This window comes from Lentzea jiangxiensis, assembly GCF_900104175.1.
Classification (GTDB): domain Bacteria; phylum Actinomycetota; class Actinomycetes; order Mycobacteriales; family Pseudonocardiaceae; genus Lentzea; species Lentzea jiangxiensis.
The window spans coordinates 1,143,920-1,169,240 of sequence record NZ_FNIX01000001.1 but is presented as its reverse complement, the minus strand read 5'-3'; the positions used below and the strand labels follow the sequence as shown (position 1 = coordinate 1,169,240).

General features: G+C 70.7%; 25 protein-coding genes and 2 tRNA genes. 10 read left to right on the top strand and 17 right to left on the bottom strand.

The window, feature by feature from the left end:
* Positions 1-20 precede the first annotated feature (20 nt).
* The 4 genes from infB to rimP form a co-directional block, all read right to left on the bottom strand.
* Positions 21-3,224, bottom strand: coding sequence for a translation initiation factor IF-2 (infB, locus tag BLQ91_RS05795; protein ID WP_090095543.1), 3,204 nt, complete (start codon positions 3,222-3,224; stop codon positions 21-23).
* Positions 3,225-3,311: 87 nt separating this feature from the next.
* On the bottom strand, positions 3,312-3,551 hold the full coding sequence (locus BLQ91_RS05790) for a YlxR family protein (RefSeq protein ID WP_245733228.1): 240 nt from the start codon (positions 3,549-3,551) through the stop codon (positions 3,312-3,314).
* Between the two features lie 126 nt (positions 3,552-3,677).
* The gene (gene nusA, locus BLQ91_RS05785; RefSeq protein ID WP_090095541.1) at positions 3,678-4,691 is read right to left on the bottom strand and encodes a transcription termination factor NusA; all 1,014 of its coding nucleotides are present in this window, start codon (positions 4,689-4,691) and stop codon (positions 3,678-3,680) included.
* A complete protein-coding gene (rimP, locus tag BLQ91_RS05780) occupies positions 4,688-5,212 on the bottom strand; it encodes a ribosome maturation factor RimP (RefSeq protein ID WP_090095540.1) in 525 nt (174 codons plus the stop codon). Before rimP ends, nusA begins: the two co-directional genes overlap by 4 nt.
* 129 nt (positions 5,213-5,341) lie before the next feature.
* Between rimP and BLQ91_RS42460 the strand changes: the two genes are divergently transcribed.
* Positions 5,342-5,785 carry a hypothetical protein gene (locus BLQ91_RS42460; RefSeq protein ID WP_245733149.1) on the top strand — a complete coding sequence of 148 codons (444 nt, stop codon included), beginning with the start codon at positions 5,342-5,344 and terminating at the stop codon, positions 5,783-5,785.
* Entirely contained in the window at positions 5,782-6,210 is a 429-nt protein-coding gene (locus tag BLQ91_RS42455; RefSeq protein ID WP_245733147.1) for a ferritin-like domain-containing protein, read from the top strand. Before BLQ91_RS42460 ends, BLQ91_RS42455 begins: the two co-directional genes overlap by 4 nt.
* Here BLQ91_RS42455 and BLQ91_RS05770 read toward each other — a convergent pair.
* The 4 genes from BLQ91_RS05770 to BLQ91_RS05755 are packed head-to-tail and all read right to left on the bottom strand — an operon-like array spanning position 6,207 to position 9,324.
* Positions 6,207-6,938 (bottom strand): hypothetical protein, encoded by a 732-nt coding sequence (locus BLQ91_RS05770; RefSeq protein ID WP_090095539.1) that lies wholly within the window; start codon positions 6,936-6,938, stop codon positions 6,207-6,209. The genes BLQ91_RS42455 and BLQ91_RS05770 overlap by 4 nt on opposite strands.
* Positions 6,939-6,993: 55 nt before the next feature.
* Positions 6,994-7,947: an aminotransferase class V-fold PLP-dependent enzyme gene (locus tag BLQ91_RS05765; protein ID WP_090095538.1), complete on the bottom strand. Its 954-nt coding sequence runs from the start codon at positions 7,945-7,947 to the stop codon at positions 6,994-6,996.
* Complete coding sequence (locus BLQ91_RS05760) at positions 7,940-8,404, bottom strand: DUF4442 domain-containing protein (RefSeq protein WP_090095537.1); 465 nt, start codon at positions 8,402-8,404, stop codon at positions 7,940-7,942. Before BLQ91_RS05760 ends, BLQ91_RS05765 begins: the two co-directional genes overlap by 8 nt.
* An 11-nt stretch (positions 8,405-8,415) precedes the next feature.
* The gene (locus BLQ91_RS05755) at positions 8,416-9,324 is read right to left on the bottom strand and encodes a glycosyltransferase (RefSeq protein ID WP_090095536.1); all 909 of its coding nucleotides are present in this window, start codon (positions 9,322-9,324) and stop codon (positions 8,416-8,418) included.
* A gap of 98 nt (positions 9,325-9,422) precedes the next feature.
* Here BLQ91_RS05755 and BLQ91_RS05750 point away from each other — a divergent pair, with 98 nt between their 5' ends.
* Positions 9,423-9,830, top strand: a complete 408-nt coding sequence (locus tag BLQ91_RS05750) for a secondary thiamine-phosphate synthase enzyme YjbQ (protein WP_090095535.1) — start codon at positions 9,423-9,425, stop codon at positions 9,828-9,830.
* Here the strand turns inward: BLQ91_RS05750 and BLQ91_RS05745 are convergent.
* A complete protein-coding gene (locus BLQ91_RS05745; protein WP_090095534.1) occupies positions 9,726-10,685 on the bottom strand; it encodes a YhgE/Pip domain-containing protein in 960 nt (319 codons plus the stop codon). The two genes, BLQ91_RS05750 and BLQ91_RS05745, sit on opposite strands and share 105 nt — an antisense overlap.
* A 118-nt stretch (positions 10,686-10,803) precedes the next feature.
* On the opposite strand from BLQ91_RS05745, the gene BLQ91_RS05740 reads away from it, so the two are divergent.
* Positions 10,804-11,784: a DUF8017 domain-containing protein gene (locus BLQ91_RS05740; protein WP_090095533.1), complete on the top strand. Its 981-nt coding sequence runs from the start codon at positions 10,804-10,806 to the stop codon at positions 11,782-11,784.
* 223 nt (positions 11,785-12,007) lie between these two features.
* Here BLQ91_RS05740 and BLQ91_RS05735 read toward each other — a convergent pair whose 3' ends face one another.
* Positions 12,008-13,753: a proline--tRNA ligase gene (locus BLQ91_RS05735; RefSeq protein WP_090095532.1), complete on the bottom strand. Its 1,746-nt coding sequence runs from the start codon at positions 13,751-13,753 to the stop codon at positions 12,008-12,010.
* A 135-nt stretch (positions 13,754-13,888) separates the two neighbouring features.
* Between BLQ91_RS05735 and BLQ91_RS05730 the strand changes: the two genes are divergently transcribed.
* Positions 13,889-14,248, top strand: coding sequence for a VOC family protein (locus BLQ91_RS05730; RefSeq protein WP_090095531.1), 360 nt, complete (start codon positions 13,889-13,891; stop codon positions 14,246-14,248).
* On the opposite strand, the gene BLQ91_RS05725 is transcribed toward BLQ91_RS05730, so the two are convergent.
* A complete protein-coding gene (locus BLQ91_RS05725; RefSeq protein WP_090095530.1) occupies positions 14,245-15,201 on the bottom strand; it encodes a GNAT family N-acetyltransferase in 957 nt (318 codons plus the stop codon). The genes BLQ91_RS05730 and BLQ91_RS05725 overlap by 4 nt on opposite strands.
* 83 nt (positions 15,202-15,284) lie before the next feature.
* Here BLQ91_RS05725 and BLQ91_RS41065 point away from each other — a divergent pair, with 83 nt between their 5' ends.
* Positions 15,285-15,746, top strand: a complete 462-nt coding sequence (locus BLQ91_RS41065) for an SAM-dependent methyltransferase (protein ID WP_176959573.1) — start codon at positions 15,285-15,287, stop codon at positions 15,744-15,746.
* Between the two features lie 224 nt (positions 15,747-15,970).
* Here the strand turns inward: BLQ91_RS41065 and BLQ91_RS05715 are convergent, their stop codons facing one another.
* The 3 genes from BLQ91_RS05715 to yaaA form a co-directional block, all read right to left on the bottom strand.
* Entirely contained in the window at positions 15,971-17,518 is a 1,548-nt protein-coding gene (locus BLQ91_RS05715) for a DEAD/DEAH box helicase (protein WP_090095529.1), read from the bottom strand.
* Between the two features lie 236 nt (positions 17,519-17,754).
* Positions 17,755-18,723, bottom strand: a complete 969-nt coding sequence (locus BLQ91_RS05710; RefSeq protein WP_425412427.1) for a serine protein kinase RIO — start codon at positions 18,721-18,723, stop codon at positions 17,755-17,757.
* 211 nt (positions 18,724-18,934) lie between these two features.
* The gene (yaaA, locus tag BLQ91_RS05705) at positions 18,935-19,663 is read right to left on the bottom strand and encodes a peroxide stress protein YaaA (protein ID WP_090095528.1); all 729 of its coding nucleotides are present in this window, start codon (positions 19,661-19,663) and stop codon (positions 18,935-18,937) included.
* Between the two features lie 59 nt (positions 19,664-19,722).
* On the opposite strand from yaaA, the gene BLQ91_RS05700 reads away from it, so the two are divergent.
* The 4 genes from BLQ91_RS05700 (at position 19,723) to BLQ91_RS05685 (ending at position 22,432) form a co-directional block, all read left to right on the top strand.
* On the top strand, positions 19,723-21,045 hold the full coding sequence (locus BLQ91_RS05700; protein ID WP_090095527.1) for a hypothetical protein: 1,323 nt from the start codon (positions 19,723-19,725) through the stop codon (positions 21,043-21,045).
* 16 nt (positions 21,046-21,061) lie between these two features.
* A tRNA-Gln gene (locus BLQ91_RS05695) sits at positions 21,062-21,133 on the top strand.
* A gap of 6 nt (positions 21,134-21,139) precedes the next feature.
* Positions 21,140-21,213 (top strand) — tRNA-Lys (locus BLQ91_RS05690).
* Positions 21,214-21,259: 46 nt separating this feature from the next.
* Complete coding sequence (locus BLQ91_RS05685) at positions 21,260-22,432, top strand: MFS transporter (RefSeq protein WP_090095526.1); 1,173 nt, start codon at positions 21,260-21,262, stop codon at positions 22,430-22,432.
* Here BLQ91_RS05685 and cobA read toward each other — a convergent pair.
* The 3 genes from cobA to BLQ91_RS05670 are packed head-to-tail and all read right to left on the bottom strand — an operon-like array spanning position 22,429 to position 25,196.
* The gene (cobA, locus tag BLQ91_RS05680; RefSeq protein WP_090095525.1) at positions 22,429-23,637 is read right to left on the bottom strand and encodes a uroporphyrinogen-III C-methyltransferase; all 1,209 of its coding nucleotides are present in this window, start codon (positions 23,635-23,637) and stop codon (positions 22,429-22,431) included. The two genes, BLQ91_RS05685 and cobA, sit on opposite strands and share 4 nt — an antisense overlap.
* A gap of 51 nt (positions 23,638-23,688) precedes the next feature.
* On the bottom strand, positions 23,689-24,402 hold the full coding sequence (locus tag BLQ91_RS05675; protein WP_090095524.1) for a PIG-L deacetylase family protein: 714 nt from the start codon (positions 24,400-24,402) through the stop codon (positions 23,689-23,691).
* A 44-nt stretch (positions 24,403-24,446) separates the two neighbouring features.
* The gene (locus BLQ91_RS05670; protein WP_245733145.1) at positions 24,447-25,196 is read right to left on the bottom strand and encodes a S1 family peptidase; all 750 of its coding nucleotides are present in this window, start codon (positions 25,194-25,196) and stop codon (positions 24,447-24,449) included.
* Positions 25,197-25,321: the final 125 nt, after the last annotated feature.

Below are 25,321 nucleotides of genomic sequence, written 5' to 3'. Positions count from 1 at the left end.
CGCACCCCCTCACCCACCGACTAGGCGCGCGGCTTCTCGCGCATCTCGAAGGTCTCGATGATGTCTTCCAGCTTGAGGTCGCTGTAGTTGCCGAGCGTGAGACCACACTCGAAACCCTCGCGAACCTCGGTGGCGTCGTCCTTGAACCGCTTGAGCGAGCTGATCGGGAGGTTCTCCGCGATCACCTTGCCGTCACGGAGCAGGCGAGCACGCGCGTTGCGGCGGATCTCGCCCGACAGGACCATGCAACCCGCGATCGTGCCGACCTTGGAGGACTTGAAGACGTCGCGGATCTCGGCGCGGCCGAGCTGGACCTCTTCGTACTCCGGCTTGAGGAGACCCTTGAGGGCCGCCTCGATCTCGTCGATCGCCTGGTAGATGACCGTGTAGTACCGGACGTCCACACCTTCGCGGTTCGCGAGTTCGGTCGCCTTGCCCTCGGCCCGGACGTTGAAGCCCAGGACGATGGCGGAACCGGCCACGGCGAGGTTGATGTCGCCTTCGGTGATGCCACCGACACCGCGGTGGATCACGCGCAGTTCGACGTCGTCGCCGACCTCGATCTTCATGAGCGCGTCCTCGAGGGCCTCGACGGTACCCGAGTTGTCACCCTTGATGATCAAGGTGAGAGCGCTGGTTTCCTTGAGCGCGGCGTCCAGGTCTTCCAGGCTGACGCGCTTGCGCTTCGCCGCGTTGGCGGCGTTGCGGGTGCGGGCCTGACGACGCTCGGCGATCTGGCGGGCCACCCGGTCCTCGTCGACGACGAGGAACGAGTCGCCGGCGCGCGGCACCGAGGTCAGACCGATGACCTGCACCGGACGCGAGGGGGTCGCGACGGTGACGTCATCGCCGTGCTCGTCGACCATGCGGCGGACGCGACCGTACGCGTCACCCGCGACGATCGAGGAGCCGACACGGAGCGAACCGCGCTGCACGAGCACCGTGGCGACCGGACCGCGACCGCGGTCGAGGTGCGCCTCGATCGCGACACCCTGGGCCTCCATGTCCGGGTTGGCCCGGAGGTCCAGCGAAGCATCGGCGGTCAACAGGATGGCCTCGAGGAGGCTGTCGATGTTGATGCCCTGCTTGGCCGAGATGTCGACGAACATCGTGTCGCCGCCGTACTCCTCGGCGACGAGGCCGTACTCCGTCAGCTGCTGACGGATCTTGGAGGGGTTCGCACCCTCCTTGTCGATCTTGTTGACCGCGACCACGATCGGCGCCTGGGCGGCCTGCGCGTGGTTGATCGCTTCCACGGTCTGCGGCATGACGCCGTCGTCAGCGGCGACGACGATGACCGCGATGTCGGTCGCGTTCGCACCACGGGCGCGCATGGCGGTGAACGCCTCGTGACCCGGGGTGTCGATGAAGGTGATGAGCCGCGGGTTGCCCTCGAGCTCGGTCTCCACCTGGTACGCGCCGATGTGCTGGGTGATGCCACCGGCCTCGCCCTCGTGCACCTTCGCCTTGCGGATGGTGTCGAGCAGGCGGGTCTTGCCGTGGTCGACGTGACCCATGACGGTCACGACCGGCGGGCGGACCTGCAGGTCGTCCTCGTCACCGGCGTCCTCGCCGTAGGTGATGTCGAACGTCTCGAGCAGCTCGCGGTCCTCCTCCTCGGGGGACACGACCTGCACGACGTAGTTCATCTCGGTGCCGAGCAGCTCCAAGATCTCGTCGGACACCGACTGGGTCGCCGTGACCATCTCGCCCAGGTGGAAGAGCACCTGCACGAGCGACGCCGGGTTGGCGTTGATCTTGTCGGCGAAGTCGGTCAGCGAGGCACCGCGCGGTAGGCGGATCGTCTCGCCGCTGCCCTTGGGCAGGCGGACGCCACCGACCGAAGGCGCCTGCATGTTGTCCATGTACTCCTGGCGCTTCTGCCGCTTGGACTTGCGTCCACGGCGCGCCGGGCCACCCGGACGACCGAAGGCACCAGCGGTGCCGCCGCGACCAGCGCCGCCGCCACCACCGGGGCGACCGCGGAAACCGCCGCCACCAGCGGGCGCGCCGCCACCGCCACCGGCACCACCGGGACGGAAGCCACCGCCACCGCCACCGCCGCCACCGGGACGGAAGCCACCGCCACCGCCACCGCCGCCACCGGGACGGAAGCCACCGCCTCCGCCGCCACCGCCGCCACCGCGGAAGCCGCCACCGCCGCCGCCCCCACCGGGACGACCGCCGCCACCGCCACCGGCACCACCGGGACGGCCACCGCCGCCACCGGGACCAGGACGGTTACCGGCCGGACGGTTGCCCGGCATCATGCCGGGGTTCGGCCGCGGGGGCATGTTGCCCGGGTTGGGACGGGGACCGCCCTGACCCGGCGCCGGGCGAGGACCGCCCTGACCGGGACCGGGACGACCGCCACCCTGTGCGGCCGCGGGACGCGGACCACCCTGACCGGGCGCACCGCTCGGACGGGGGTTCGCCGGACGCGGGTCACCGGGCTTCGGGCCACCGGCGGGGCGGTCGCCGCCCTGCTCGGGGCGCGGGCTGGGACGAGGTCCGGGACGCGGCGAGGGAGCGTTGCCGCCACCGACGCCGAAGGGGTTGTTGCCCGGACGCGGAGAGCGCGGGCCCGCGGGCTTGGAAGCCTGCGTGCGCGGCGGGACCACGGCCGAGGACTGGCCACCGGCGGACGCGGCCGGGGCCTGCGGCTGCTGGGGCTGTGCGGGCTGCTGCTGCGGAGCCGGGCGCGGGCCCGGACGCGGACCGCCACCCGGCTTGGTGCCGGGAGCCGGGGCAGCCTTCGGGGCGGCCGGAGCCGACGCGGCGGGTGCCGGTGCGGCGGCCGGGGCCTGGGGCTGCGCGGGTGCCGCTGCGGGCGCCGCGGGAGCCGGAGCCTGCGCGGCAGGAGCTGCCGGAGCGGGCTTCGGGGCCGGCGGGCGCGGGGCGGCCGGACGCGGTCCGGGCATGCCCTTGGGCGCAGCGGGCTTGTTGTCGGTCGCTGCCGGCTTCGACTCCGCCGGGGCGGAGGGCGCGGCAGCTGCGGGTGCGGGTGCGGGTGCGGGTGCCTTCGGCTTCGGAGCGGACGGCTTGGGAGCCTGCTTCGAGGACTTGGCTTCGTAGGCGTCACGGAGCCGCCGGGCCACGGGGGCCTCGACGGTCGACGACGCGGACTTCACGTACTCGCCCTGTTCGGCGAGCTTGTTGAGAACTTCCTTGCTCGTAACACCGAGCTCTTTCGCGAGCTCGTGCACGCGGGCCTTGCCTGCCACTGGTCTCCTAGGTCGTGAGGCCGGCGGGCAAGTCCCATCGACCTCGTCTTAACGTCGCGCGTTCATGTCTTCAGCTTCACGGCTGACTCATGACGGGTCGACCTGCTTCCTTGTTTCCTGCTGGCCCCGGGGCTGTCCCGGGACCGGTTTCCCGTGCCGCTCGAAGTGCTCGCGCAGCGAAGCGACGTCGAGTGCTCCCTGGACCCGGAGGGCCCGCGAGAACGCCCGTCGCCGCTCGGCGTTGCGGAGACATTCGAGATCGAAGTGCAACCAAGCACCCCGACCCGGAAGCCGCCGATGAACGTCCGGAACCACCGAACCGTCCACCGCGACCACTCGCAGCAGCTCGGAGGGCAACGTCCGGGCGCGGCATCCAATGCACGTGCGAACAGGGCCGATGTGCTGGGACACCACTCCCGACGATGAACCGTTGATGATTCTATCCCCTGGAGCTCATTCAGCCGAACCGGATGTGACCGCACCGGCGGCCGGAGCCTCCGCGTCACTGCGGATGTCGATGCGCCAGCCGGTCAGGCGGGCGGCCAGGCGGGCGTTCTGCCCCTCCTTGCCGATCGCCAGCGACAGCTGGAAGTCGGGCACCACGACACGGGCCGTCTTGGTGCGCTCGTCGACCACCTTGACCGACACGACCTTCGCAGGTGACAACGCATTCCCGACGAACGTGGCCGGGTCGTCCGAGTGGTCGATGATGTCGATCTTCTCGCCACCGAGCTCGTGCATGACGTTGCGCACACGGGCGCCCATCGGGCCGATGCAGGCGCCCTTGGCGTTCACTCCGGCAACCGTTGATTTCACCGCGATCTTCGAACGGTGACCTGCCTCACGCGCCACCGCGGGGATCTCCACGGTGCCGTCCGCGATCTCCGGGACCTCGAGGGCGAACAGCCGCCGCACGAGGTTCGGGTGGGTGCGCGAGAGGGCGATCTGCGGCCCCTTGGAGCCGCGGGAGACGCTCACGACGTAGCACTTGATGCGCTCGCCGTGGTTGTACTGCTCGCCCGGCACCTGCTCGGCCGGCGGCAGCACCCCCTCGGTGTCGCCCACCTGGACGACGACCATGCCGCGGGCGTTCGCGCGGGCATCGCGCTGCACGACACCCGCGATGATCTCGCCCTCCTTGGTGGCGAACTCGCCGAAGGTGCGCTCGTGCTCCGCGTCGCGCAGGCGCTGCAGGATGACCTGGCGCGCCGTCGTCGCCGCGATGCGGCCGAAGCCCTCCGGAGTGTCGTCCCACTCCTCCTGGACCGACCCGTCCGGACCCAGGTCCTGCGCGATCACGCGCACGACGCCGGTCTTGCGGTCGATCTCCACGCGTGAGTGCGTGGCATGTCCTTCGGTGTGCTTGTAGGCGGTCAGCAGTGCTGACTCGATCGCCTCCAGGACCGTCTCGAAGGGGATGTCCTTTTCACGTTCGATCGCCCTCAGGGCGGCGATGTCGACGTTCACCTCGGCTCCTCCTCCGGTGCTTTCCGAGTGAGCCGAGCCAGTTCCTCGACCGGCGGCTGCTTGAACTCGATCTCCATGACCGCGCGTTCGATGTGGCGGTACTCCACGCGCCGCAGCTCGCCCTGGTGCAGCAGCTCGACCCCGGTCTCGTCGCACTCGCCGACCCGGCCGAACCACTCGGCCTTCTCCGGCTGCTTGACCTTCACGAGACGCAGGTGCGCGCGCTTCCAGTGGCGCGGGCGGGTGAGCGGGCGGTCGACACCCGGCGAGGTGACCTCGAGGGTGTACGGCCCGTTGATCAGGTGGTCGTGCGCGTCGAGCGCGGCGGAGACCACGCGGCTCGCCTCGGCGACCTCGTCGAGCCCGATGCCGTCTTCACCGTCCACGACGACCTTGACCAGACGGCGGCGCCCAGCCTGATGCACGTCGAGCGCGTCGAGGTCGAAGCCGACGGCTTCGAGAGCTTCCCGCACAACGGGTGTTAGCTGCGCGGAAAGGTCTCCGCGCGGCGGGCTGGACACGTGGTGTCTCCTTCAGTTCGAACGCATGAAAACCCCGGCCGACGCTGTTTCCGGCGGCCGTGGACGACCAGACTATCTCGTTCGCCCGGCTCCCACCGACCCGCACGGCTGCTGGCAAGATGGGTTCGCGTGATCTCCGAATCGGTCAGCCGCCGCCGTGTGCTGCTCGCGGTGGCCGCCGCACCGCTCGCCGTTGCGTGCACCACAGAACCCCCGGCGCCGCCCCCGCCGGACCCGCTGTCGGCCCTCGCCTCGCGGGCCCGTGCGGACGCCAAGCTGGCGCAGTCGCTGACGACGGTGCCCGCGGCCGCGGAGATCGCCAAGGCGCGCGAGACGCACGCGACGCTGCTGCAGGCCGAGGTCGACCGCGAACGGCCGCCGCTGTCGTCCACGGCGCCGCCCGCCCCCACGAGCCCTCCCACGCCGCCGGACCCCCTGGCCGCGCTGCGGACCGCGCTCGACGAGTCCGTGCGCGAGGCCTCGGCCGCCGTCGCCTCGCTGCCCTCCTACCGCGCCGGTCTCGTCGGTTCGGTGGCCGCCGGCTGCGCGTCTCTGCGGGAGGTGCTCGGATGAGCGTGGAGGCCGTCCAGACCGCGCTCGGGACCGAGCACGCGGCGTTGTGGACCTACGGCATGGTGTCGGCGTTCCTGGACCAGCAGTCCGCCGCCGTCGCCGAGGGCGCGAACCTGCACCGGGCGCGCCGCGACACGACCGAGCGGTGGCTGAAGGACCACGGCGCGACGCCGAACCCGCCCGCGGCCGCCTACCTGCCGCCGGCGCCGGTGTCCGACGCCCCGTCCGCCCTGGCGTCGCTCGTCGCCGCCGAGCAGGACACCTGTGCGGCCTGGCGAGGGGTGCTGGAGCGGACCGACGACGCGGCGCTGCGCACGTCCGCGCTGGAGGCGTTGACGACGGCGGCGGTGCGGGCGACGCGGTGGCGCAAGGCGGCCGGGACGACCCCGGCATCCATCACGATGCCGGGTGTCGCGTCCGGTTAGCCGGTGAACGAGGACGCGAGCCTGAGCGCGTCCTCGGAGACCTTCTTCATGTCCTTGTTGTGCGTGAGCGCGTCGGGGCCCCTGGTCGGCGAGTCGGACTCGACGATCACGACCTCCTCGTCGCGCTGCTCGGAGGCGTACCCGCCGTTGGCCAACGTGGTCAGCGGCGGCACGCTGATGGCCTTGTCCAGGACCAGGTCCTTCACGTTGCCGGTGCCGTCGCGCTGGGTGAGCTCGCGCAGCTGACGCGCCTCCTCGGCCGTCTTCATCTTCACGACGGACACGGACGAGTAGACAGTGCGGCCGTCTGGCAGTTTGGCCGTGTAGAACGCACGGGTCAACTGCAGGCAAGGCGTGGTTTTGAGGAACGCCTGCGTCTGGCTCGTGGCGTGGGCGGCGCAGTCGCTGTCCTTCACCGGCTCCGGCAGTTCCGGCACGGTGGTGAACTCGTACTCCCCCGCGGTCTTCTGGGGTTGCGCGACCTGCTGGTCCACCGGGTCCGACGGCTGCAGCACCCACCAGACGAGCCCGGAGACCACCGCGACGCCTACGAGTGCCAGCGCCCTGCCCACCCACGTGCTCTTCCGCACGGGTGCGGGTGGCGGCGGCGCGGGCATGTGCCCCTGGCGGTTGTCCATGATCGACTGGAGCTTCACGAGCTCGTCGGCCGGGTACAACGGCGCGGTGTCGGTGGGCCTCGGTGGGAAGCGAGGCAGGTTCTGGGTCACCTCTTCAGGTGACTGACGTGGTTCCGACACAAGGACCCACGGTAACGGACGGCAGTCAGCCGAGTGCTTCGAGCACCCGGTCCACGTCCTCGACCGTGTTGTAAAGGTGACATGCGAACCGTGTGCGACCTGCGCGGACAGACGACACGACGCCCGGCACGGGTGGTGCGTCGACGGACACGATCGCCGAGCCGCGGGCCGGCAGGCCGAGCCCGGTGAGAAGCCGATCAGTCAGACTCACGCAGTGCGCGCGCACTGCGTCGAGGTCCAGGGTCGCCACCCACGGGAGCGCAACCGCCGCACCGACGTGGGAGAACCACGTCGGCGAGAGGTCGAACCGCCGTGCGTCGGAACGCAGCACGAGCTCCGTGCCGTAGTTCTCGCCGGTGCTGTACCAGTTGGCCGCCAACGGCCTGAGGAAGTCCATCCGGTCCGGCCGCACCGCCATCCAGGCCGCGCCTCGCGGTGCCATCAGCCACTTGTAGGCCACGCCGACGACGAAGTCGGCCCACGCCAGCGACAACGGCATCCACCCCGCCGCCTGCGAGACGTCGAGCAGCACCGGTTTCCCCGCTGCGCGAAGGCCTTCGAGGTCCGCGATCGTCCCGTCCGCGCTCTGGACCACGCTCACCGCGACCAGGTCGCACTCGTCCACCGTGGCCACGACCCGGTGCCCCGCGGCGACGAACGGCAGCGAGACGCTCGTGAACTCGCCGGGGTCGACGAAGACCTTCGAGCCGGCCGGCAGGGCCTGGGCGACCAGCGACGCGAACTGCGACACCGTGGCGCCGCACGCGACCGACGCGGCGGGCACCCCGACCAGCCGCCCGAACGCCTCTCGGGAGGTCTCCACGACCTCGTTGAACGTCGACGACGTGTCCTGGCCGCGCCGCCACCGCTCGTGCGAGGCCGCCACCGCGTCGGCGACGTGCCGCGGGGGCACCCCGATGGACGCCGTGTTGAGGTAGCCGGGCTCGACGTCGAAAACCGCTCCGAAGGCCTCACGCATGCGTGAGCTGCTTGTCGCGCTTGCGTCGCGCGTAGACCTGCTTCTTCACCCGTGCGATCACGGTCCCATCCTGCCCGACGACGTCCGTGTCGAACCAGATCAAGGCCTTCTCGGTGCCCCTGGTCCGTTCCAGCACCTGCTCGACGTGCTCGTCGGTCAGCCGGAACTCGGCGTGCACCGTGCCGCGGCCGGGTGCGACGAACTCGATCTCGCCCGCCCGGTCCCACACGACGTGCTCACCCTTGAGCTGGTTGAACAGCAGCAACACCCAGAACGGGTCGGTCATCGCGAACAGCGAGCCGCCGAAGTGGGTGCCGAAGTAGTTGCGGTTCCACGGGCGCAGACGCATCCGCACGCGCGCATACCGGTAGTCCGGCGAGATCTCCTCGACGCGGATGCCGGCGAACAGGAACGGCGGCCACAGGTTCATCCCGAAGCGCAGGCGGCTTGCCTTCATAAAAAACAGTGTTACACAACCTCCGCGAGCCTGTCCGCAACTTCTTCCGGCGACGGCATGTGACTTATCTCGTCCGCGATCAGACCTGCGGCTTCCCGGTAGCGGCCATCGGTGAGCAGCAGCCGCACGCACTGCGCGACCGCCTCGGCACCGACCGCGTCCGGACGCACCCCGGCGCCCGCCTTGACGAGCGCCTCGGCGTTGCCGAACTGGTCCGCCCCTCGCGGCAGTACGACCTGAGGGACCCCCTCGGCCAGAGCGGTCAGCATCGTGCCGCTTCCACCGTGATGCACGACGACGTCCGCCTGCTTGATCACCTCGGCCTGCGGCAGCCACCGGTCCGGCGTGGCGACGACGATCTGGGCGTCGAGCCGTCCGAGGTCCCCCACCGCCGTCGCGAGCAGTTCTTCCGTGCCGAACACCGTTCCGAAGGTGACGTAGACGAGCTTCTCGTGCGTGCGTTCCGGGACCCGGCCGGGCGTCGCGTGCGGCACCGGGCGGAGCAGGATCCGGTCGTCGGTGAAGTCCGCGTTCTGCAGCGAGGGCGGGCAGAGGTCGAGGTGCCGTCCGCCGTCGGGCCGCGCCAGCCCGATGCCGTCGTCGAACATGCGCCCGAACCCGTGCCACAGCACCGGGAACGCCCTGCGCTTCGCCTCCCGGAACACCTCCGGCACCGACCAGCCGCTGATCACCAGGTCGGGCAGGACGCGTTCGAGCTCGGGCGCGATGTCCCCGGCGTAGATCTCGCCGAACGAGAGGCCGGGGCGGAACGGCCGCAGCCCCAGCCGCTCGAGTTCGGGGTGCATCTCCTCGCCGACCGCGAAGTGCACCTCGTGCCCGGCGTTGCGCAGCGCTGACGCCAACGGGATCAACGGGTACGTGTGGCCGACTGTGGCCATGCAGGCGAACAGCACGCGCATGACGTGACGATACTGAGGACTTCGAGAGCGAGGCACGATGCCTGCTCACGCGCTTGCGGTCGGCAGCCCTGCCCGGGTGGTTCGTAAGATCTGGGGCCATGCGCAGCGAGGAGATCCAGGTCCGCACCGGTTCCGACGAGGTCGTCCACGACCTCACGAGGGAGTGCGAGCGGTTCCTCGAGAGCGAGAACGGCGACGGGCTGCTGCACGTGTGGGTGCCCCACGCGACCGCCGGCGTCGCGATCATCGAGACCGGCGCGGGCAGTGACGACGACCTGCTGACCGCCTTGGAGCGGATCCTGCCCCGCGACGCGCGGTGGCGGCACCGGCACGGCACCCCGGGTCACGGCCGCGACCACGTGATGCCGGCCCTGGTGCCGCCCTACGCGACGATCCCGGTGCTAGGCGGTGTGCTGGCGCTCGGCACGTGGCAGTCCGTCTGCCTGGTCGACACCAACGTCGACAACCCCGTCCGCACGGTCCGTCTGAGCTTTCTGGCCGGCTAGCAGCAGCACGACACCGACGAGTGCGATCCCGCCGAACACCCACCACTCGGTGGTGACGGAGCCGTCGTACAGGAGGCTGCGCAAGCCTTCCGCGGAGAACCGGAAGGGCGTCCACGACCACAGGACCGCCTTGTAGACGGGGTCGAGCAGCTCCGGCACCTGCCCCGCGACCGCGGGCGCCATCAGGTAGAGCAGGCCGAGGACGCCCATCGCGCGGATGCCGAGGTGCCGGAACAACCCGGCCTGCAGCAGGGCGAACGCCCCGGCGACGGCGAGCAGGAAGGTGAGCGCCGCCGCGTCCGGGGTGACGCCCCACCAGGCCAGCAGCCCCGCGGTCGAGCCGGTGACCAGCACGGCGGTGAACAAGGCGGACAGCCACCTCAGGCGCTGTCCCCTCAGCACCACGAACAGCAGCCCGGAGATCATCCCGCCGACCCACAGCAGTGCGCTCGCGGCGAGTGGTGCGGTGCGTTCGGCGGCCGTGACGGCCCGGGCGTCGACCCTGACCGGCAGCCCCGCGCCTTGCGCGACACCGGTCAGGACCTGCTGCGCGACCTGGGTGCCGGACGGGTTGACCGCCGGGTTGAGCCGGATCGTCGCCTGGCCGGGCGCGATCTCCAGCACTCCGTAGACCTCCTTGTCCGCCAACAAGGTTCGCGCCTCGTCCGCGGACACGACCCTGATGTCGACCTCGGCCGAGTCGGCGGCCCGCACGCGCTCCGCGACCGGTGGAGGCGCCACCACGGCGAGCGGCACGTCGTGCGGGTGCACGGTGGCCTGCACGCCGAACGTCAGCAGTCCCAGGAGAAACGCCACCACCGCGCCTGCGGCGGCGGTGACCAGCGCGGTGCGCATCGTGCGCCTCCAAAGTTCATCATTTGTTGAATTTAGGGGACGGTACGCCTACTTCTTCCCGGAAGTCAACGCTTGATGAATTTCGGTGCTGTCAGACCCACCAGGTACGGTTCCCCCCGTGACGTACCCAGGGGGCGGACAGGGCGGCTGGAACGACCAGCAGGGCTGGGGCCAGCAGCAGGGTGATCAGAGCGGCGGCCACCCGACGGGGGGCTACCAGACCGGCGGCTACCCGCAGACCGGCGGTTTCCCGGAGACCGGCGGGTTCCCGCAGCAGGGCGGATTCCCCCAGCAGCCCTACGGCGGCGGGTACGGCGGCCTGGGCGTCTACGGCGGCTTCGACAACGAGCCGCCGAAGAAGAGCAACAAGACGCTGTGGCTCGTGCTCGGCGCGGTGGTGCTGGTGCTCCTGGTCGGCGGCGGCCTCACGTGGCTGCTCCTGTCGCGCTCGGACGATCAGGGCGCGCAGCCCGACCCGTCCTCGACGAGCAGCGCCACCTCCTCCTCGCAGCCGGCCGAGGTGAAGTGCCCGAAGAACGACGGCCAGCAGTGCGTCGAGACCAGCCTCGGCTTCACCTACGAGGTCCCGAAGAACTGGGACATCCTCAGCGAGGCCAGGATTCCGGTCGACAAGTTCGACGGCATCTCGCTGTCCGGCGTCACCTCGTACGGCGACTACGAGTGCGAGGGCAAGAACTACACCAAGGGCACCAACGGCGGCGCGCTGCTGCCCAAGAGCGACATCAACAAGACGGCCACCGACTTCACGAAGTCCTTGGCCACCCAGTACTACAACTCCGGCGGCGAGCCCAAGGTGGAGCTCACGCAGCCGAAGCCGGTGAAGATCCAGCACACCCAGAAGGACGGCAAGAAGGTCACCGTCGAGGGCGTGCAGGTCGACGCCACCGTGACCCAGTCCGCCAACAAGTGCCTGGCGTCCAAGGGAATGCTCAAGGTCGTCGTGCTCAACGGCAGCAACAGGCTGCACGTGCTGGTCGTCAACGGAGACCTGGAGGGCGGCGGAGGCGGCACCACCCCGCCGCTGGTCAAGGAGTCCGACCTGCAGAAGATGGCCGAGTCGCTGGTCCCGACGACCTGACGTCCGGCCGCGCCGCTCCGGCCCTCTCGCGCCGACCGGCAGCGCGTCCGGAGCCTCCGCGGCGTTCGCCTTCGGACGCCCCTCCGCCCTGCGGCAGCGTGCCTCCGCCGCCACGCCGGAACCGTTGCCCCGCAACCCGCTCAACGGCCGCAGGACCGGCCCCGGAAACGCCGGACGCCGGGCCGCGCGACCAGCGCGCGACCCGGCGTCCGAAGTTCCCCGCTCAGCCCTTGACGACCTGCACCAGGTGGTCGACAGCCTCGGCCACCGGCACCTCGACGCGCTCGCCGGAGCGGCGGTCCTTGACCTCGACCGTGCCGTCCTTCAGCCCGCGCCCGATCACGAGGATCGTCGGGATGCCGACGAGTTCGGCGTCGGCGAACTTCACGCCGGGGCTCGCCTTGCGGTCGTCCAGCAGCACGTCGAGACCCTTGTCGCTGAGCTGCTTCGCGAAGTCCTCACCGGCGTTGAGCAGCGCCTCGTCCTTGCCGGCGACCACGACGTGGACGTCGGCGGGCGCGACGTTGCGGGGCCAGATCAGGCCGCGCTCGTCGTGCGACTGCTCCGCGATGACCGCGACGAGCCGCGAGACGCCGATGCCGTACGAGCCCATGGTGATCCGGACCGGCTTGGAGTCCGGGCCGAGGGCGTCGAGCGAGAACGCGTCCGCGTACTTGCGGCCCAGCTGGAAGATGTGGCCGATCTCGATGCCGCGCGCGGCGACCAGCACGCCCTTGCCGTCCGGGGAGGCGTCGCCCTCGCGGACCTCGGCGACGTCGATGACGCCGTCGGGCGTGAAGTCGCGGCCCGCCACGAGGTCGACGACGTGGTGGTCGGCCTTGTCCGCGCCGGTGACCCACGCGGTGCCCTTGACGACGCGGGGGTCGGCGAGGAAGCGGATGCCGTTGGACTGGATCGCGCCCGGACCGATGTAGCCCTTGACCAGGAACGAGTTCTTCGCGAAGTCGGCCTCGTCGACCATCGCGACCTCGGCGGGGCTGAGCGCCGCCTCGAGGCGCTTGAAGTCGACCTCGCGGTCACCGGGGACGGCGATCGCGAGCAGCGTCCAGTCCTTCTGGCCCGGCTGCTGCGTCTTCACGATGACGTTCTTCAACGTGTCCGCCGCGGTGAACTTGCGGTCGGTGTTCGCGTTGAGGAAGTCCACCAGCGTCTCGATGGTGGGCGTGTTCGGCGTGTGGTGCACCTGCGCCGCGGGCTTGTCCTCGATCGGCTGCTCGGCGGGCACGGGAGTCGCGACGGCCTCGACGTTCGCCGCGTAGCCGGACTCGGTGCTGCGCACGAACGTGTCCTCGCCCGTCTCGGCGACGGCGAGGAACTCCTCGGACGCGGACCCGCCCATCGCACCGGACGTGGCGGAGACGATCACGTACTCCAGGCCGAGCCGGTCGAAGATGCGGATGTAGGCGTCGCGGTGGTTCACGTACGACTGGCTCAGGCCCTCGTCGGTCAGGTCGAACGAGTACGAGTCCTTCATCAGGAACTCGCGGCCGCGCAGGATGCCCGCACGGGGACGCGCCTCGTCGCGGTACTTGGTCTGGATCTGGTACAGCGTGACCGGGTAGTCCTTGTAGGAGCTGTACTCACCCTTCACGGTGAGGGTGAACATCTCCTCGTGCGTCGGCCCGAGCAGGTAGTCGGCGCCCTTGCGGTCCTTGAGGCGGAACAGGTTGGGGCCGTACTCCTCCCACCGGTTCGTCGCCTCGTAGGGCTCCTTGGGCAGCAGGGCGGGGAACTGGATCTCCTGCGCGCCGAAGGCGTCCATCTCCTCGCGGACGACGGCCTCGATGTTGCGCAGGACCTTGAGCCCCAGCGGCAGCCAGGAGTATCCGCCCGGCGCGACGCGGCGGACGTAGCCGGCACGCACCAGCAGCTTGTGGCTGGGCACTTCGGCGTCCGCCGGGTCCTCGCGAAGGGTTCGCAGGAACAGCGACGACATCCTGGTGATCACGGTGGGTACTCCTCGTTCACGGGCTGTTGGAGCAGCGTACTGGTTGGACGTTGCCTGAAATCGCGCGCGGTGCTCGCCACGGGCTCCCACCTGCGACGACAAGAATTGTCAGACTCCCTGAGTAGCGTCCTGCCCATGCCACTGACGATCGACATGATCACCATCGACACCCCGGACGCGCGCAAGCTCGTGGAGTTCTGGACGGCCGCCCTGGGCACGAAGATCCAGAACGACTGGGGTGAGTTCATCGTCCTCGCCCCGAACTCCGAGACCGGCCCGGCTCTCGGCTTCCAGCAGGTCCCGGACGCCACACCGGGCAAGAACAGAGTGCACTTCGACTCGCACGTGCCGGACCGCAAGGCGGAGGTGGAACGCCTGGTCGGCCTGGGTGCCACCGAGGTGGCCGTGCACAGCGTGCCGGGCCTGGTCTGGTCGGTCCTGGCGGATCCGGACGGCAACGAGTTCTGCGTCGGCCAGGCGGGCGAGGAGCTCTAAAGCTCCACCGGCATCCCGTAGTCGGCCCAGGTCCGCGCCACCCCGAACCCGGCACGCTCGTACACCCCGAGCGCGCCGGAGGGGTTCGCCGTGTCCACCGAGAGCCCTGCCCTGGCGTACCCCTGAGCCCTGGCCCAGGCCAGGGTCCAGCTCAGCAACCCGGAGGCCACCCCGCGTCCGCGGTGCTCCTCCAGGGTGCCGACGTCCCCGATCCACAACTCGCGCACGCCGGTCATCTCCTCGACGACCGGGTAGTGCCGCGCGAGCACGAACCCGACGACAACACCGTTGTGCAAAGCGAGAAAGGAGCTCTCCGGCACAAACCGCTTGCTGTTGGTGAACGACGCGGCCCACTCCTCCGGACTGCGCTCGACGGACCCCCAGTGCCGGGCGAACGCCGTGTTGGACACCACCCGGACCTCGGCATCCCGAGCCGCCGAGAACGGCACGACCTCGTACCCGGCCGGCATCGGCACCCGGGCGAGTGACTCGCCCAGCGCCACCTCCAGTTCGTGGAAGTGCCGCTCGGCACGAAAACCGCACCGCTCCACCAGCGCCACGTGGCCAGCACACCGGCTCTCGACCATCGTGCTCACCACGAGCGGAAGGTCCGGGTGCTTGTCCGCGTGCAGGTCCCGCGCCAGCTCGACCATCCGCGGCAACAGCTGAAGCCCGACACCGCGCCGCCGGAACGAGGGATGCACGAACCCGTCAAGCCGAACCCGGTGCGCCCCAACAGGCTTGTCCCGCGGCACGACCATCCCGTAGGCGGCGAGCTCGTCCCCCACCAGCGCGGCAACAGACCCGCGAGGGAGGTCGGCCTCACCGAACAACTCGACGAAGTCCTCTTCGGACAACAACTCCCCGGTGTCGTCCGCGGCTTCGACAGCGTTGTACAACGCGGCCACCGCCGGGATGTCCGCGGTCGTGAGCGAGCGCCACACGAGTTCCACACCCCGAAGCTACGGCGAGACCCGGCCCCGGCCAACTGATTAACGCGTTGCCCGAACACCCCGGCAGCGCCACCGTGCGCCAGATGACACCGCCAGAGATAGCGCCGCTGCACGACGACTTGACCTTCCACGGCCCGTTGTCCGAAGAACGAGCAGCCCGCCTCATCCGCTCGCTGCTCCCCCTCGACAACGCCCACGTCCTCGACCTCGGCTGCGGCTGGGCGGAGCTGCTCCTGCGCCCCCTCGAAGCAGCCCCCACAGCCACCGGTACAGGCGTGGACCTGAACCCGGCCGACACAGCCAAAGCCACCGCCGGCCGCCCACGAGACGCGGGCGGGATGCGGGTGGGCAGAGTGGACGGGACAGAGCCGGGTTGGAGCAAGGCGAGGCCGGGCAAGGGCAGGGCGAGCCAACGCAAGGGCGAAGCCGAGCCGCTTCCCACCCCGCTCCAGGCTTGTCAGCTCTTCACAACGACCCGAGGCGGGGTGGTCCTGTCACGAGTCGTGCCTCAGCTCTTGCCGCGCCGGCTCGGGCGCGGCTTGTGACAGGACCACCCCACCGGACGCACATCGCTACGCACCAGCGGGGACGACCAACGGCAAACCCGCGCACGCCGAAGGCGGCACCCCAGGCACCCGACAGACAAACACCAGGCAAAAGACCAACGCCGAGCTGGCGCAGGCGTCCCCCAATGAAAGACCCCCTGAGCCCAAACGCTGCTCAGGGGGTCCGACAAGATCACCCAGCGGACTTCACCGCCGGCCGATCCTCAGTGCTGAGGCGCCCGGCGAGGCCGTCCACCGCGCTCCGAACGACCGAACGCGCGACCGCCCTCGGCCCGCTCGGTGCGACGCGGCCCGCGGAACTCGCCACCGTCCCCGGAAGGCCGACGAGGCCCGCTGCGGAACTCGCCCCCTTCCGCGGAACGACGACCGGAACCGGCACCAGGAGCACCGAACCGGCGCGAGGACCCGCGACGGGCGGGCTTCTCCCGCTCCAGCACGGGCTCGCCGCTGGGCGTGCGGGCGCCGGTGATGCGGACCAGTTCGTCGTCGCCGGGCCGGACCTTGGTGCTCTCCGGACGGATGCCGGCGCGAGCGGCCATGCCCTGGACGGCGCGGCGCTGGTCGTGCGTCACGAGGGTGACGACGGTGCCGGACTGGCCGGCGCGCGCGGTGCGGCCCGCGCGGTGCAGGTAGTCCTTCGGGTCGGCCGGCGGGTCGACGTGGACGACGAGCGAGACGTCGTCGACGTGGATGCCGCGGGCGGCGACGTCGGTGGCGATCAGGACCGGCGTGGTGCCCTCGCGGAACTCGCCGAGCACGCGGGTGCGGGCGCTCTGCGCCTTGCCGCCGTGCAGGGCGCCGGCGTGGACGCCGACCGAGCGGAGCTTCTTGGCCAGGCGGTCGACGTGGTGCTTGGTGCGCACGAACATGATCGTGCGGCCCTCGCGCGCGGCCACCTCGGTCACCACGTTCTGCTTGTCCTCAGCGGACACGAACAGCAGGTGGTGCTCCATGGTCGTGACGCTCGCGGTGGACGGGGCCACCGAGTGCGTCACCGGGGAGTGCAGGTACTGGCGCACCAGCTTGTCCACGTCGCCGTCGAGCGTCGCGGAGAACAGCAGGCGCTGACCGTCCTGCGGGGTCAGGTCCAAAATGGCGCGGACCTGGGGCATGAAGCCCATGTCCGCCATCTGGTCGGCCTCGTCCAGCGCGGTGATCTCGACGGAGCCGAGGTCGCACGTGCCCTGGCGGACGTGGTCGGACAGACGGCCGGGCGTGGCGATCAGCAGGTCGACGCCGCGGCGCAGGTGTTCGACCTGGCGCGGGAACGACGTGCCGCCGACGACGACGCGGCACCACATGCCCAGCGAGCGGGCGTGCGGCATGAGCGCCGTCTCCACCTGCATCGCGAGCTCGCGGGTCGGGACGAGGATCAGGCCGCGCGGCTTGTTCGGCATCGAGCGGCCGCCCGCGAGGCGGGACAGCATCGCGAGGCCGAACGCCAGCGTCTTGCCGGAGCCGGTCTGGCCGCGGCCGAGGATGTCCTTGCCCGACATCGCGTCGGGAAGGGTGGCCGCCTGGATGGGGAACGGCTCGGTGATTTCGTTGGCGACGAGCGAGCGGATCAGCGCGTCGGCCAAGCCGAGTTCAGCGAACGAGGGCAGCGGGCCTTCCGGCAGCGTGCTCTCGAAGTGCTCGGCGACGATCGGTTCCTCGACCCGCTGCTGCGGACGCGAGGAATTGCCCTGGCGACCCGAGCGGCGGCGCGGTGACCTGCGGCTTTGTCCACGCTCGGAACGACCTTCGGACATTGATGGCAAAACAAACCTCCGGGACATGGCACGTCTCGAGGCTGCCCCGCGCGCTACCGCGGTGCCGATCACAAGGACGGGCCCGGCGTGGTGGTCACGCCGCTGATGAGTAGGTGGAAACACCGGTCAACGGCCGTCAGGCCTTCATCGGTGTACAGCACAGTCTAGCTGATCAATGGCGACACCTCGCGCGCCCGGCAGTGTCCTTGGACACGGCCGGGCGCGCGACGGCGGGGTCAGGCCATACCGGCCACGTCCAGCAGCGTTGCCACCAGCGCGGACGGGTCGCCGATCTCCGGCGGGAGGCCGCGCGCGGCGAACCAGCCGCAGATGTTGCGGACGTCGCGGTCGAGGAACTCCACGCCGCGGGGGTTCGCGACGAGGTCGACCACCTGGGGCAGGTCGATCACGACCAGCCTGCCCTCGTGGACCATCAGGTTGTACGCGGACAGGTCGCCGTGCGTCATGCCCGCCTCGGCGAGCGTCGTCAGCGTCGCGACCAGCTGGCGCCACAGGTCGAGCAGCTCGTCCTCGTCGGGACGGGTCTGCGCGAGCCTCGGCGCCGCGTTGCCCTCGGCGTCCCCGATGAACTCCAGCAGCAGCTCGGTGCCGCTGCGCTGCACCGGGTACGGCACGGGCGCGCCGATCTGCCACAGCCGGGAGAGCGCGGCGAACTCCGCGACCGTCCACTGCTCCGCGATCAGGTTGCGCCCGAACGAGGTGCGGTTGGCGATCGCCCGCATCTCACGGGACTTCTTCATGCGACGACCCTCGAGGTACCCCGCGTCGCGGTGGAACATCCGGTGGTCGTTGCTGCGGTAGCGCTTGGCGGCGAGCAGGCACGCCCGGTCGCCGATCGCGCGTTCCAGCAGGAAGACGTCCGCCTCCTTGCCGGTCTTCACGATGCCGAGCTCGCGGTCGACCGCCGCCAGCTCCGTGATGAGCCACGACGGGTGCGGCTTCGGTCCCTGGTCGGCGTCGCCCCACGTGGACCAGCGGTCGCCGTCCTCGGGGGTGTCGGCCGAGCTGAGCTGGTCCTCGCGCACTCGCGCGACGCGCAGCTTCTCTTCCTCGGTCATGCGGCCGCGACGGGTGGGTTCCGCGTCGTCGAGCCTGGACGTGGTGCGCTTTCCCTTGCGCCGCATCGTGTCGGCGGTGTCGTCGAAAGCGGATTCGTAACGGTCGAAAAGATCGTGCTCGCGCACGGTGGGGTCTCCCGGAAAGGACGAAGGGTGACCGCCCCACTGGCGCTCTGCGATCAAACGGTGCTGATCAGGCGCGAAGGGCGGCTGGACGGGTCGCGAACGCGGTGCCACGTCCCCAGACAGGCTCTGACATCACGCACCTCCTCGATCCAGTTCCGATGTCGCGCTTCGAACAGAAGGATGTCCTGCGGCCCCACCGGCCGCAACCGAATTAACCGGTGATCAGGTCAGCGGTCTTCCCGCCGGTCGGCACGAGCCGCATCCCGGCCTTCTGCGCGAGCTTGACCAGGCCTTTCAGGTCGGCGGGCTCGGCGCTGGACCGGGCGATGGCCCGCGCGAGCAAGCCCTTGTGCGCCTTGTTGAAGTGGCTGACGACCTTGCCCTCGCTGGTGACGACCCGGACGACGACGGCGTGCGGGACCCTCGCGAGGCTCGAATAGGCACCGGACCGGAGGTCCACGACGAACTCGTCCGCGCCGGCCAGCACGGGCTCCAGCGCGGGCTTCCACACCGTGCGCAGGCTGCCGTGGTCCGGCAGCGTGCTGCCGCCCGACAACCGGTAGGCGGGCACCGGGTCACCGCCGCGGACCACTCCGAACAACGCGGACGCGACCGCGAGCCGCTGGCAGGCGCGTTGCTTCTCGGCTTTCCTCAGCGACGGGAAGTCCAGGTTGTCGTAGAGCACGCCGGTGTAGCGCAGGAGCGCGGGCGTGGTCTGCGACGTGCGCAGGGCGGCGTTGCGGTGCACCTCGTCGACCTGGCGTTCGGAGATACCGAGCGCCTTGAGGCTCGCCGGGACGTCCCGCGCCAGGTCGGCCAGCGCGGACACCAGCTTGTCGCGCACCGGGTTCAGCTCGGGGAACGACAGCGCGTCGAGGTCGAGCGGCGCGCCCTCGCCGCCGATCGCCTTGGTCTCCGACGGGGGAAGCAGCACCAGCACGGTCGAAAGGGTAGGGCAAAGCCCGAAAACCGCTGGACAGGGCGTGGTCCTCTGGAGGCGTGGAAGCACTCGACCGCCTGTACCGCTCGCTCGACGCACGGCCGCGCCCGGAGGACGTGGCCGTCCTGGTGCTGGAGGTGAACCGGTCCCTGACGCGCCGCGAGCGCGCGGTGATCGGGAACGTCGCCGGGCACGCGTCGCGCTGGCAGGGGTTCTCCGGCATGAGCGACGACTACGCGCGCCCGGTCGGTGCCGCGCGGCAGGTCGCCGCCACCAGACGCCTGTTCGACGTGGACGCCGCGGTCGACACCGAGGACCCGGTGTCGGTGCTGGAGTTCGCCGAGCTGGCCGGCGCCGGGATCGGCTGGGACCCGGAGCACACGGACTTCCTCGCGGACCGGCTGAACCGCGAGGCGCGCGAGGCGGCCGGTGTCGAGCTGTCCAAGCGGCAGTACAACCGCCGGTTCCGCATGCTGCGCAGGCTGTCCGCCAAGGCCGACCGACTCGGCCGCGCCCAGCGGCTGCGCAGCGCGACGCTGCTCGCGTCGGCGGGGTTCGTCGACGTGATCGACCGCGAACGCTTCGGCGCGGACGTCGACGCGGCCTGCTTCGTCGCCTACTTCACGGCTCGCCGCAAGCTGCGCCGCGAGTTCAGCCTGACCGGCCGGGAGAACCCGTTCGACCAGGTGGCGGACGTGCTCTTCGCGCGCTGCCGGGCCCGCGCGGACACCGACTGGGCGATGATCGCGCTGGCGCACCCGGTGTGGGACGTGCTGCGGCACCTGTCCGCCGACCAGCTCGGCGAGCTGCTCGGCCGGTGGTCCGCGGCGACGCGGTCGCTCGCGGCCGTGCTGGACGGCGTGTGGCGTTCGTCGGACATCGACCGGGCGACCATGGTCGTGCGGTCCGGCGTCGACTCGTCGACCTGGAACGCCTTCGCGGGCGCTTACAACGCCGCACGCGCGGCTTGGATCTCGTGCCTGCACGCCGCAGGGCTCTCGTCGCTGCTCGACGACGCCTGGCCGGGCAAGGCCATGCGCGTGATGGCGGCCGACCTGGTCGCGTGGCACGGCGGCCTGCACCCGGACACCTCGGTGTGGGCGCGGCTGCCCCTGCCGTGGGAGGTCCTCGACGGCACGGCGGCGTGCACCCGCGCGGACGTGGAGGCGGCGTGCCGTGAGCACGGCGTCGACCCGGAACGTGCCGGGTGGACGGCGCCGCGCGAACACGGCGCGATCGCGCGTTTCCGCCCGACCCCGGAGCTCGTGCACGGTGTGTCCGTCTCGGATCCGTTGTGGGGCATGGTGTTGCGGCGCGCGCACGTGTTCAGCGGCAAGGCGGTCCGCGCCGAGGTATTGGGTGGACAGAACACGCTCGGTTGAGCAAGCTGGGACGCGTTCGGTGGTAGCTCAGTGGTGGAGCGCCCGGCTCTGGACCGGGTGGGCGCCGGTTCGAGCCCGGCCCGCCGAACGCCTGGAACGCGTAGCTCAGCGGTAGAGCTCCGGCTCTTCACCGGAGGGACGCCGGTTCGAGCCCGGCCGTGTTCCCCAGTCGCCCGCGTGCCGGTCCCACAGGGACCGGCACGTAGGGTGCCCCGTGGGGCGGAACTGGTACTTCCTGTGGGGCGGCAGCGCGATCTCGGCGCTGGGCGACGGCATCTTCCTCGCGGCACTGCCGTTGCTCGCCACCACGACCACCCGCGACCCGACGCTGGTCGCCGGCGTGAGCTTCTTCGGCGCACTCCCCTGGCTGCTGGTCTCCCTGCCCGCCGGCGCGGCCGCGGACCGCTACGACGGACGGCGGCTTCTCCTCGCCGCGCTGTGGGTCCAGTGCGCGCTCATGGCGTTGCTCGCGACCTTCCACAGCGCGCACATCGCGGTCCTGTACGGGTTGGCGTTCCTGATCGGCACCGTCGAGACGATCCCCAGGGCCGTGGGACAACCACTCATCAAGGCCACTGTGAAGAACCATCTGCTGGAGCGTGCGAACGGCAGGTTGTTCGCCTCTCAAGCGGTAGCGCTGCAGTTCGCGGGACCACCGTTGGGTGGTCTGCTGTTCGCCATCGCCGTGCCCGCGCCGTTCTGGGTCAACGCGCTGACGTTCGCCATAGCGGCGTTGCTGGTCACTCAGATGCGTACGGAACGCAAAGTGCCGTCCACCCGGCAGAAGGCCCGTGACGGCTTGCGGTGGCTGATGAAGCACCAGGCACTGCGCACCATCACGGTCGTGTCCGCGACGACCAACCTGTGCATCGCGATGACGATGGCGACGCTGGTGCTGTTCGCCCAGCAGCGCCTGGGGCTCACCGACGCCGGCTTCGGGGCGCTGCTCGCGACCCTCGCCTGCGGCGGCGTCGCGGGGGCCCTGCTGGCCGAGCGGATCCTGGCCCGGGCGAGCTGGGCGGTCCTCGCGACCGTGGTGCTGATCCCGCTGATGTGGCTCGGGATCGCCACGATCGCGCGGGATCTTCCCACGGTCGCGGTGTTCGCGGTCGTGAGCTCGTTCTGCACGGCGGTGTGGGGCGTGGCCACCTCGAGCTTGCGGCAGCGGGTGGTGCCGACCGGGCTGCTGGGCCGCGTCAGCAGCGCGCAGACGCTGATCACCTGGGGTGTCCAGCCGGTCGGCGCGCTGCTGGGCGGGCTCGTCGCGGACGGCTTCGGGCTGCTCGCACCCTGGTACGCCGCCGTGGCGCTGCGCACGGCGGTCGGGGTGCTCAGCCTGAAGCCGCTGCGCACCCACTTCCGCGATATCCGCCCAAGCCGGTTCTAGCCCTCCAGGGAGGCGATGTCGGCGACCGGTCCGACGACGATGATCGCCGGCGGGCGGATCTGGTGCGCCTCCATGTCGGCCGCGAGCGAGTCCAAAGTGGAACGCAGAACGCGCTGGGCGGTCGTGCTGCCCTCCTGGACCACGGCGACGGGCGTCGAGCCGGGACGGCCTTCCATCAAGGCCGTGGCGAACGCACCGGCTCGTTCGACCGCCATCATCAGCACGACCGTGCCACGCAGGCGTGCGATCGCCGGCCAGTCGACGAGAGAACGCGGGTCGTCCGGTGCCACGTGACCGGAGACGACGACGACCTCGTGCGCCACACCCCGGTGCGTCACCGGCACACCGGCCAGCGCCGGCACGCCGAACGCCGACGTCACGCCCGGCACGACCGTCACCGGGATCCCGGCCTCGGCGCACGCCAGCAGCTCCTCGAAGCCGCGGCCGAAGACGTACGGGTCGCCGCCCTTGAGCCGGACGACGAACTTGCCCTCCTTGGCCCGGTCGACCAGCGTCTGGTTGATGAAGTCCTGCGTCGCCGCGCGGCCGTAGGGGATCTTCGCCGCGTCCACGACCTCGACGTGCGCGGGCAGTTCCTCCAGCAGCTCACGCGGGGCGAGCCGGTCCGCGACCACCACGTCCGCGAGCGCCAGCAAACGCTTGCCCTTCACCGTGATCAGCTCGGCGTCGCCCGGACCGCCACCCACCAGCGCGACACCGACGGGCGGTGCGGCCTGGTCCGCGATGCGGCCGTCGCGCAACGCCGCCACGAGCCCGTCCCGCACCGCGGCCGAGCGGCGGTGCTCGCCACCCGCGAGAACACCGATCAGCATGCCGTCGTGCGTGCCGGAGGCCGGTGTGACGGCCGTGCCCTCGACGGCGATGTCCGCGCGCACGCAGAACACACGCTGAGAGAGCGCTTCTTCACTGATCTGCGCGTTGACCTCGACATCGGACGTGCACGCCAGCACGTACCAGGCACCCTCGACGTCCCCGGCCTCGAACAGCCTTTCGTGCCAGGTCAGCTCCCCCGCGTCGACCATGCCCTGCACGGCGGGGGTGATGACGGGCGACACGAGGTCGACGACGGCGCCGGACGCGATCAGGCGGGGAAGACGGCGCTGCGCGACCGTGCCACCGCCGACCACGAGGACGCGTCGGCCCCGGAGGTCGAGGCCGGCCAGGTAGTGCTGTTCAAAGGGCATGCGTAGAAGCATCCACACCGGACCCGCCGTGTCCAGCCGAAGGGAACATGGTCACAGCGGCAGGAGCTCGAACGAGGTCGCGAGGACGCCTCCGAACCTCTTCCCCGCGGCTTCCGCCATCGAACGGAGGAACGGCTCCGGCTCGGCCATGTCGCCGCTCAACGCCTCCAGATACGCCTTGTGAGCGCGCAGCGAGGCCACGGAGGCGTCGAACGAGGCGGTGATGTCCACGGCGTGCGTCGCCAACGGCGAAGACGCCGCCGCGACGTACTTGACGCCGTCCCACTTCTCCAGGCCGAGCTCCGGGAAGATCCAGCGGTTGCCCGCGTCCCGCACGGCGTCGACGGTCGCGCGGCCGACGGCGACGTGGTCGGCCATGTTGAGCCCGCCGCCCGGCCAGGTCTCGCGGAAGTTGCCGGTGATGACGAACTCCGGGCGGTGGCGGCGGAGGGCGGCCGTGATGTCGCGCCGCAGCGGGACGCCGTACTCGATGGTGCCGTCCGGGTGGTCCAGGAACTCGACCTCGGTCACGCCGACGGCCGCGCACGACGCGATCTGCTCCTCGACGCGCAACGGCGCGCAGACGTCCGGGTCCATCGAGTCGATGCCGTTCTCGCCACGGCTCGCGAGCAGGTACGCGATCTTCTTGCCTTGGGCGGTCCACCGAGCGATGGCGCCCGCACCGCCGTACTCCATGTCATCGGGGTGAGCGACGACGACCAGGGCGCTCGACCAGTCCTCGGGAACAGCTTCGAGATCAGCCATGCGTGCAGGGTGCGTGCCGGAGCACGCACCCCGCAACCGGAGACCTAGAGCTGAGCGGTGATCACGGAGTTGTACGACGCGATGCGCGCGTACACGCCGGGGTAGCCCGCCGAGGCACAGCCACGGCCCCAGGACGTGGCACCGATCAGCTTGCCGCCGTAGACCAGCGGACCACCGGAGTCGCCCTGGCAGGTGTCGACGCCGCCCTGCGGGAAGCCCGCGCACACCATCGAGGTGTTGCTGTACTGCGAGTACGCGGTCTTGCAGGTCGAGTCCGACGTCAGCGGCACGTTGGCCTTGAGCAGGTACCGCGAGGCCGAGCCACCGGAGGACGTGGTGCCCCAGCCGAGGATCAGCGCGGAGTTGCCGGCCGCGTAGAGCGCCGTGTCGGCCGGCGTGGCGAGCGGCAGGGTGGCCGAGCTGATGTCGCGGTCCAGCGTCAGCACCGCCACGTCGTAGCCGGACGTCGCGCTGCGGTAGCTCGGGTGCACCCAGATGCGCGTGACGCTCGCGACGGTGCCCGCGGTGCTCTGCTTGTCGTCACGCCCGTGCACCACACGGGTGCTGGAGGCGGAGCGGCCGGAGACGCAGTGCGCGGCGGTGACGACCTTGTTGGCCTTCACCAGAGTGCCACCGCAGAACTGCGAGCCGGTCGTCGACGCCAGGTAGACGACCCACGGGTAGGTCGACGTGCTGGCGCGCGTGCCACCGACGATCATCGGCGACACGTCGCCCGCGCTGGCGGGCGGAGCGACGAAGAAGATGCTCGCGAGAGCGGACACCAAGACAGACATGATCAGGCGATGCAGGGTTTTCGCCATGTTGCCAGTCCTTCCCTATGACGCCGTGTGTGCAGGGTGTGAAGCAACGGCGCACACAGCGTCACTGGGGAGGATTCGGCGGCATAACCGCCATTAGT

Coding starts and splice junctions, on each gene's coding strand:
- BLQ91_RS42455 (WP_245733147.1), top strand. CDS start 5,782: ATGAGCGTGGAGGCCGTCCAGACCGCGCTCGGGACCGAGCACGCGGCG.
- BLQ91_RS05765 (WP_090095538.1), bottom strand. CDS start 7,947: ATGCGTGAGGCCTTCGGAGCGGTTTTCGACGTCGAGCCCGGCTACCTC.
- BLQ91_RS05760 (WP_090095537.1), bottom strand. CDS start 8,404: ATGAAGGCAAGCCGCCTGCGCTTCGGGATGAACCTGTGGCCGCCGTTC.
- BLQ91_RS05755 (WP_090095536.1), bottom strand. CDS start 9,324: ATGCGCGTGCTGTTCGCCTGCATGGCCACAGTCGGCCACACGTACCCG.
- BLQ91_RS05750 (WP_090095535.1), top strand. CDS start 9,423: ATGCGCAGCGAGGAGATCCAGGTCCGCACCGGTTCCGACGAGGTCGTC.
- BLQ91_RS05745 (WP_090095534.1), bottom strand. CDS start 10,685: ATGCGCACCGCGCTGGTCACCGCCGCCGCAGGCGCGGTGGTGGCGTTT.
- BLQ91_RS05730 (WP_090095531.1), top strand. CDS start 13,889: ATGCCACTGACGATCGACATGATCACCATCGACACCCCGGACGCGCGC.
- BLQ91_RS41065 (WP_176959573.1), top strand. CDS start 15,285: ATGACACCGCCAGAGATAGCGCCGCTGCACGACGACTTGACCTTCCAC.
- BLQ91_RS05715 (WP_090095529.1), bottom strand. CDS start 17,518: ATGTCCGAAGGTCGTTCCGAGCGTGGACAAAGCCGCAGGTCACCGCGC.
- cobA (WP_090095525.1), bottom strand. CDS start 23,637: ATGCCCTTTGAACAGCACTACCTGGCCGGCCTCGACCTCCGGGGCCGA.
- BLQ91_RS05675 (WP_090095524.1), bottom strand. CDS start 24,402: ATGGCTGATCTCGAAGCTGTTCCCGAGGACTGGTCGAGCGCCCTGGTC.
- BLQ91_RS05670 (WP_245733145.1), bottom strand. CDS start 25,196: ATGTCTGTCTTGGTGTCCGCTCTCGCGAGCATCTTCTTCGTCGCTCCG.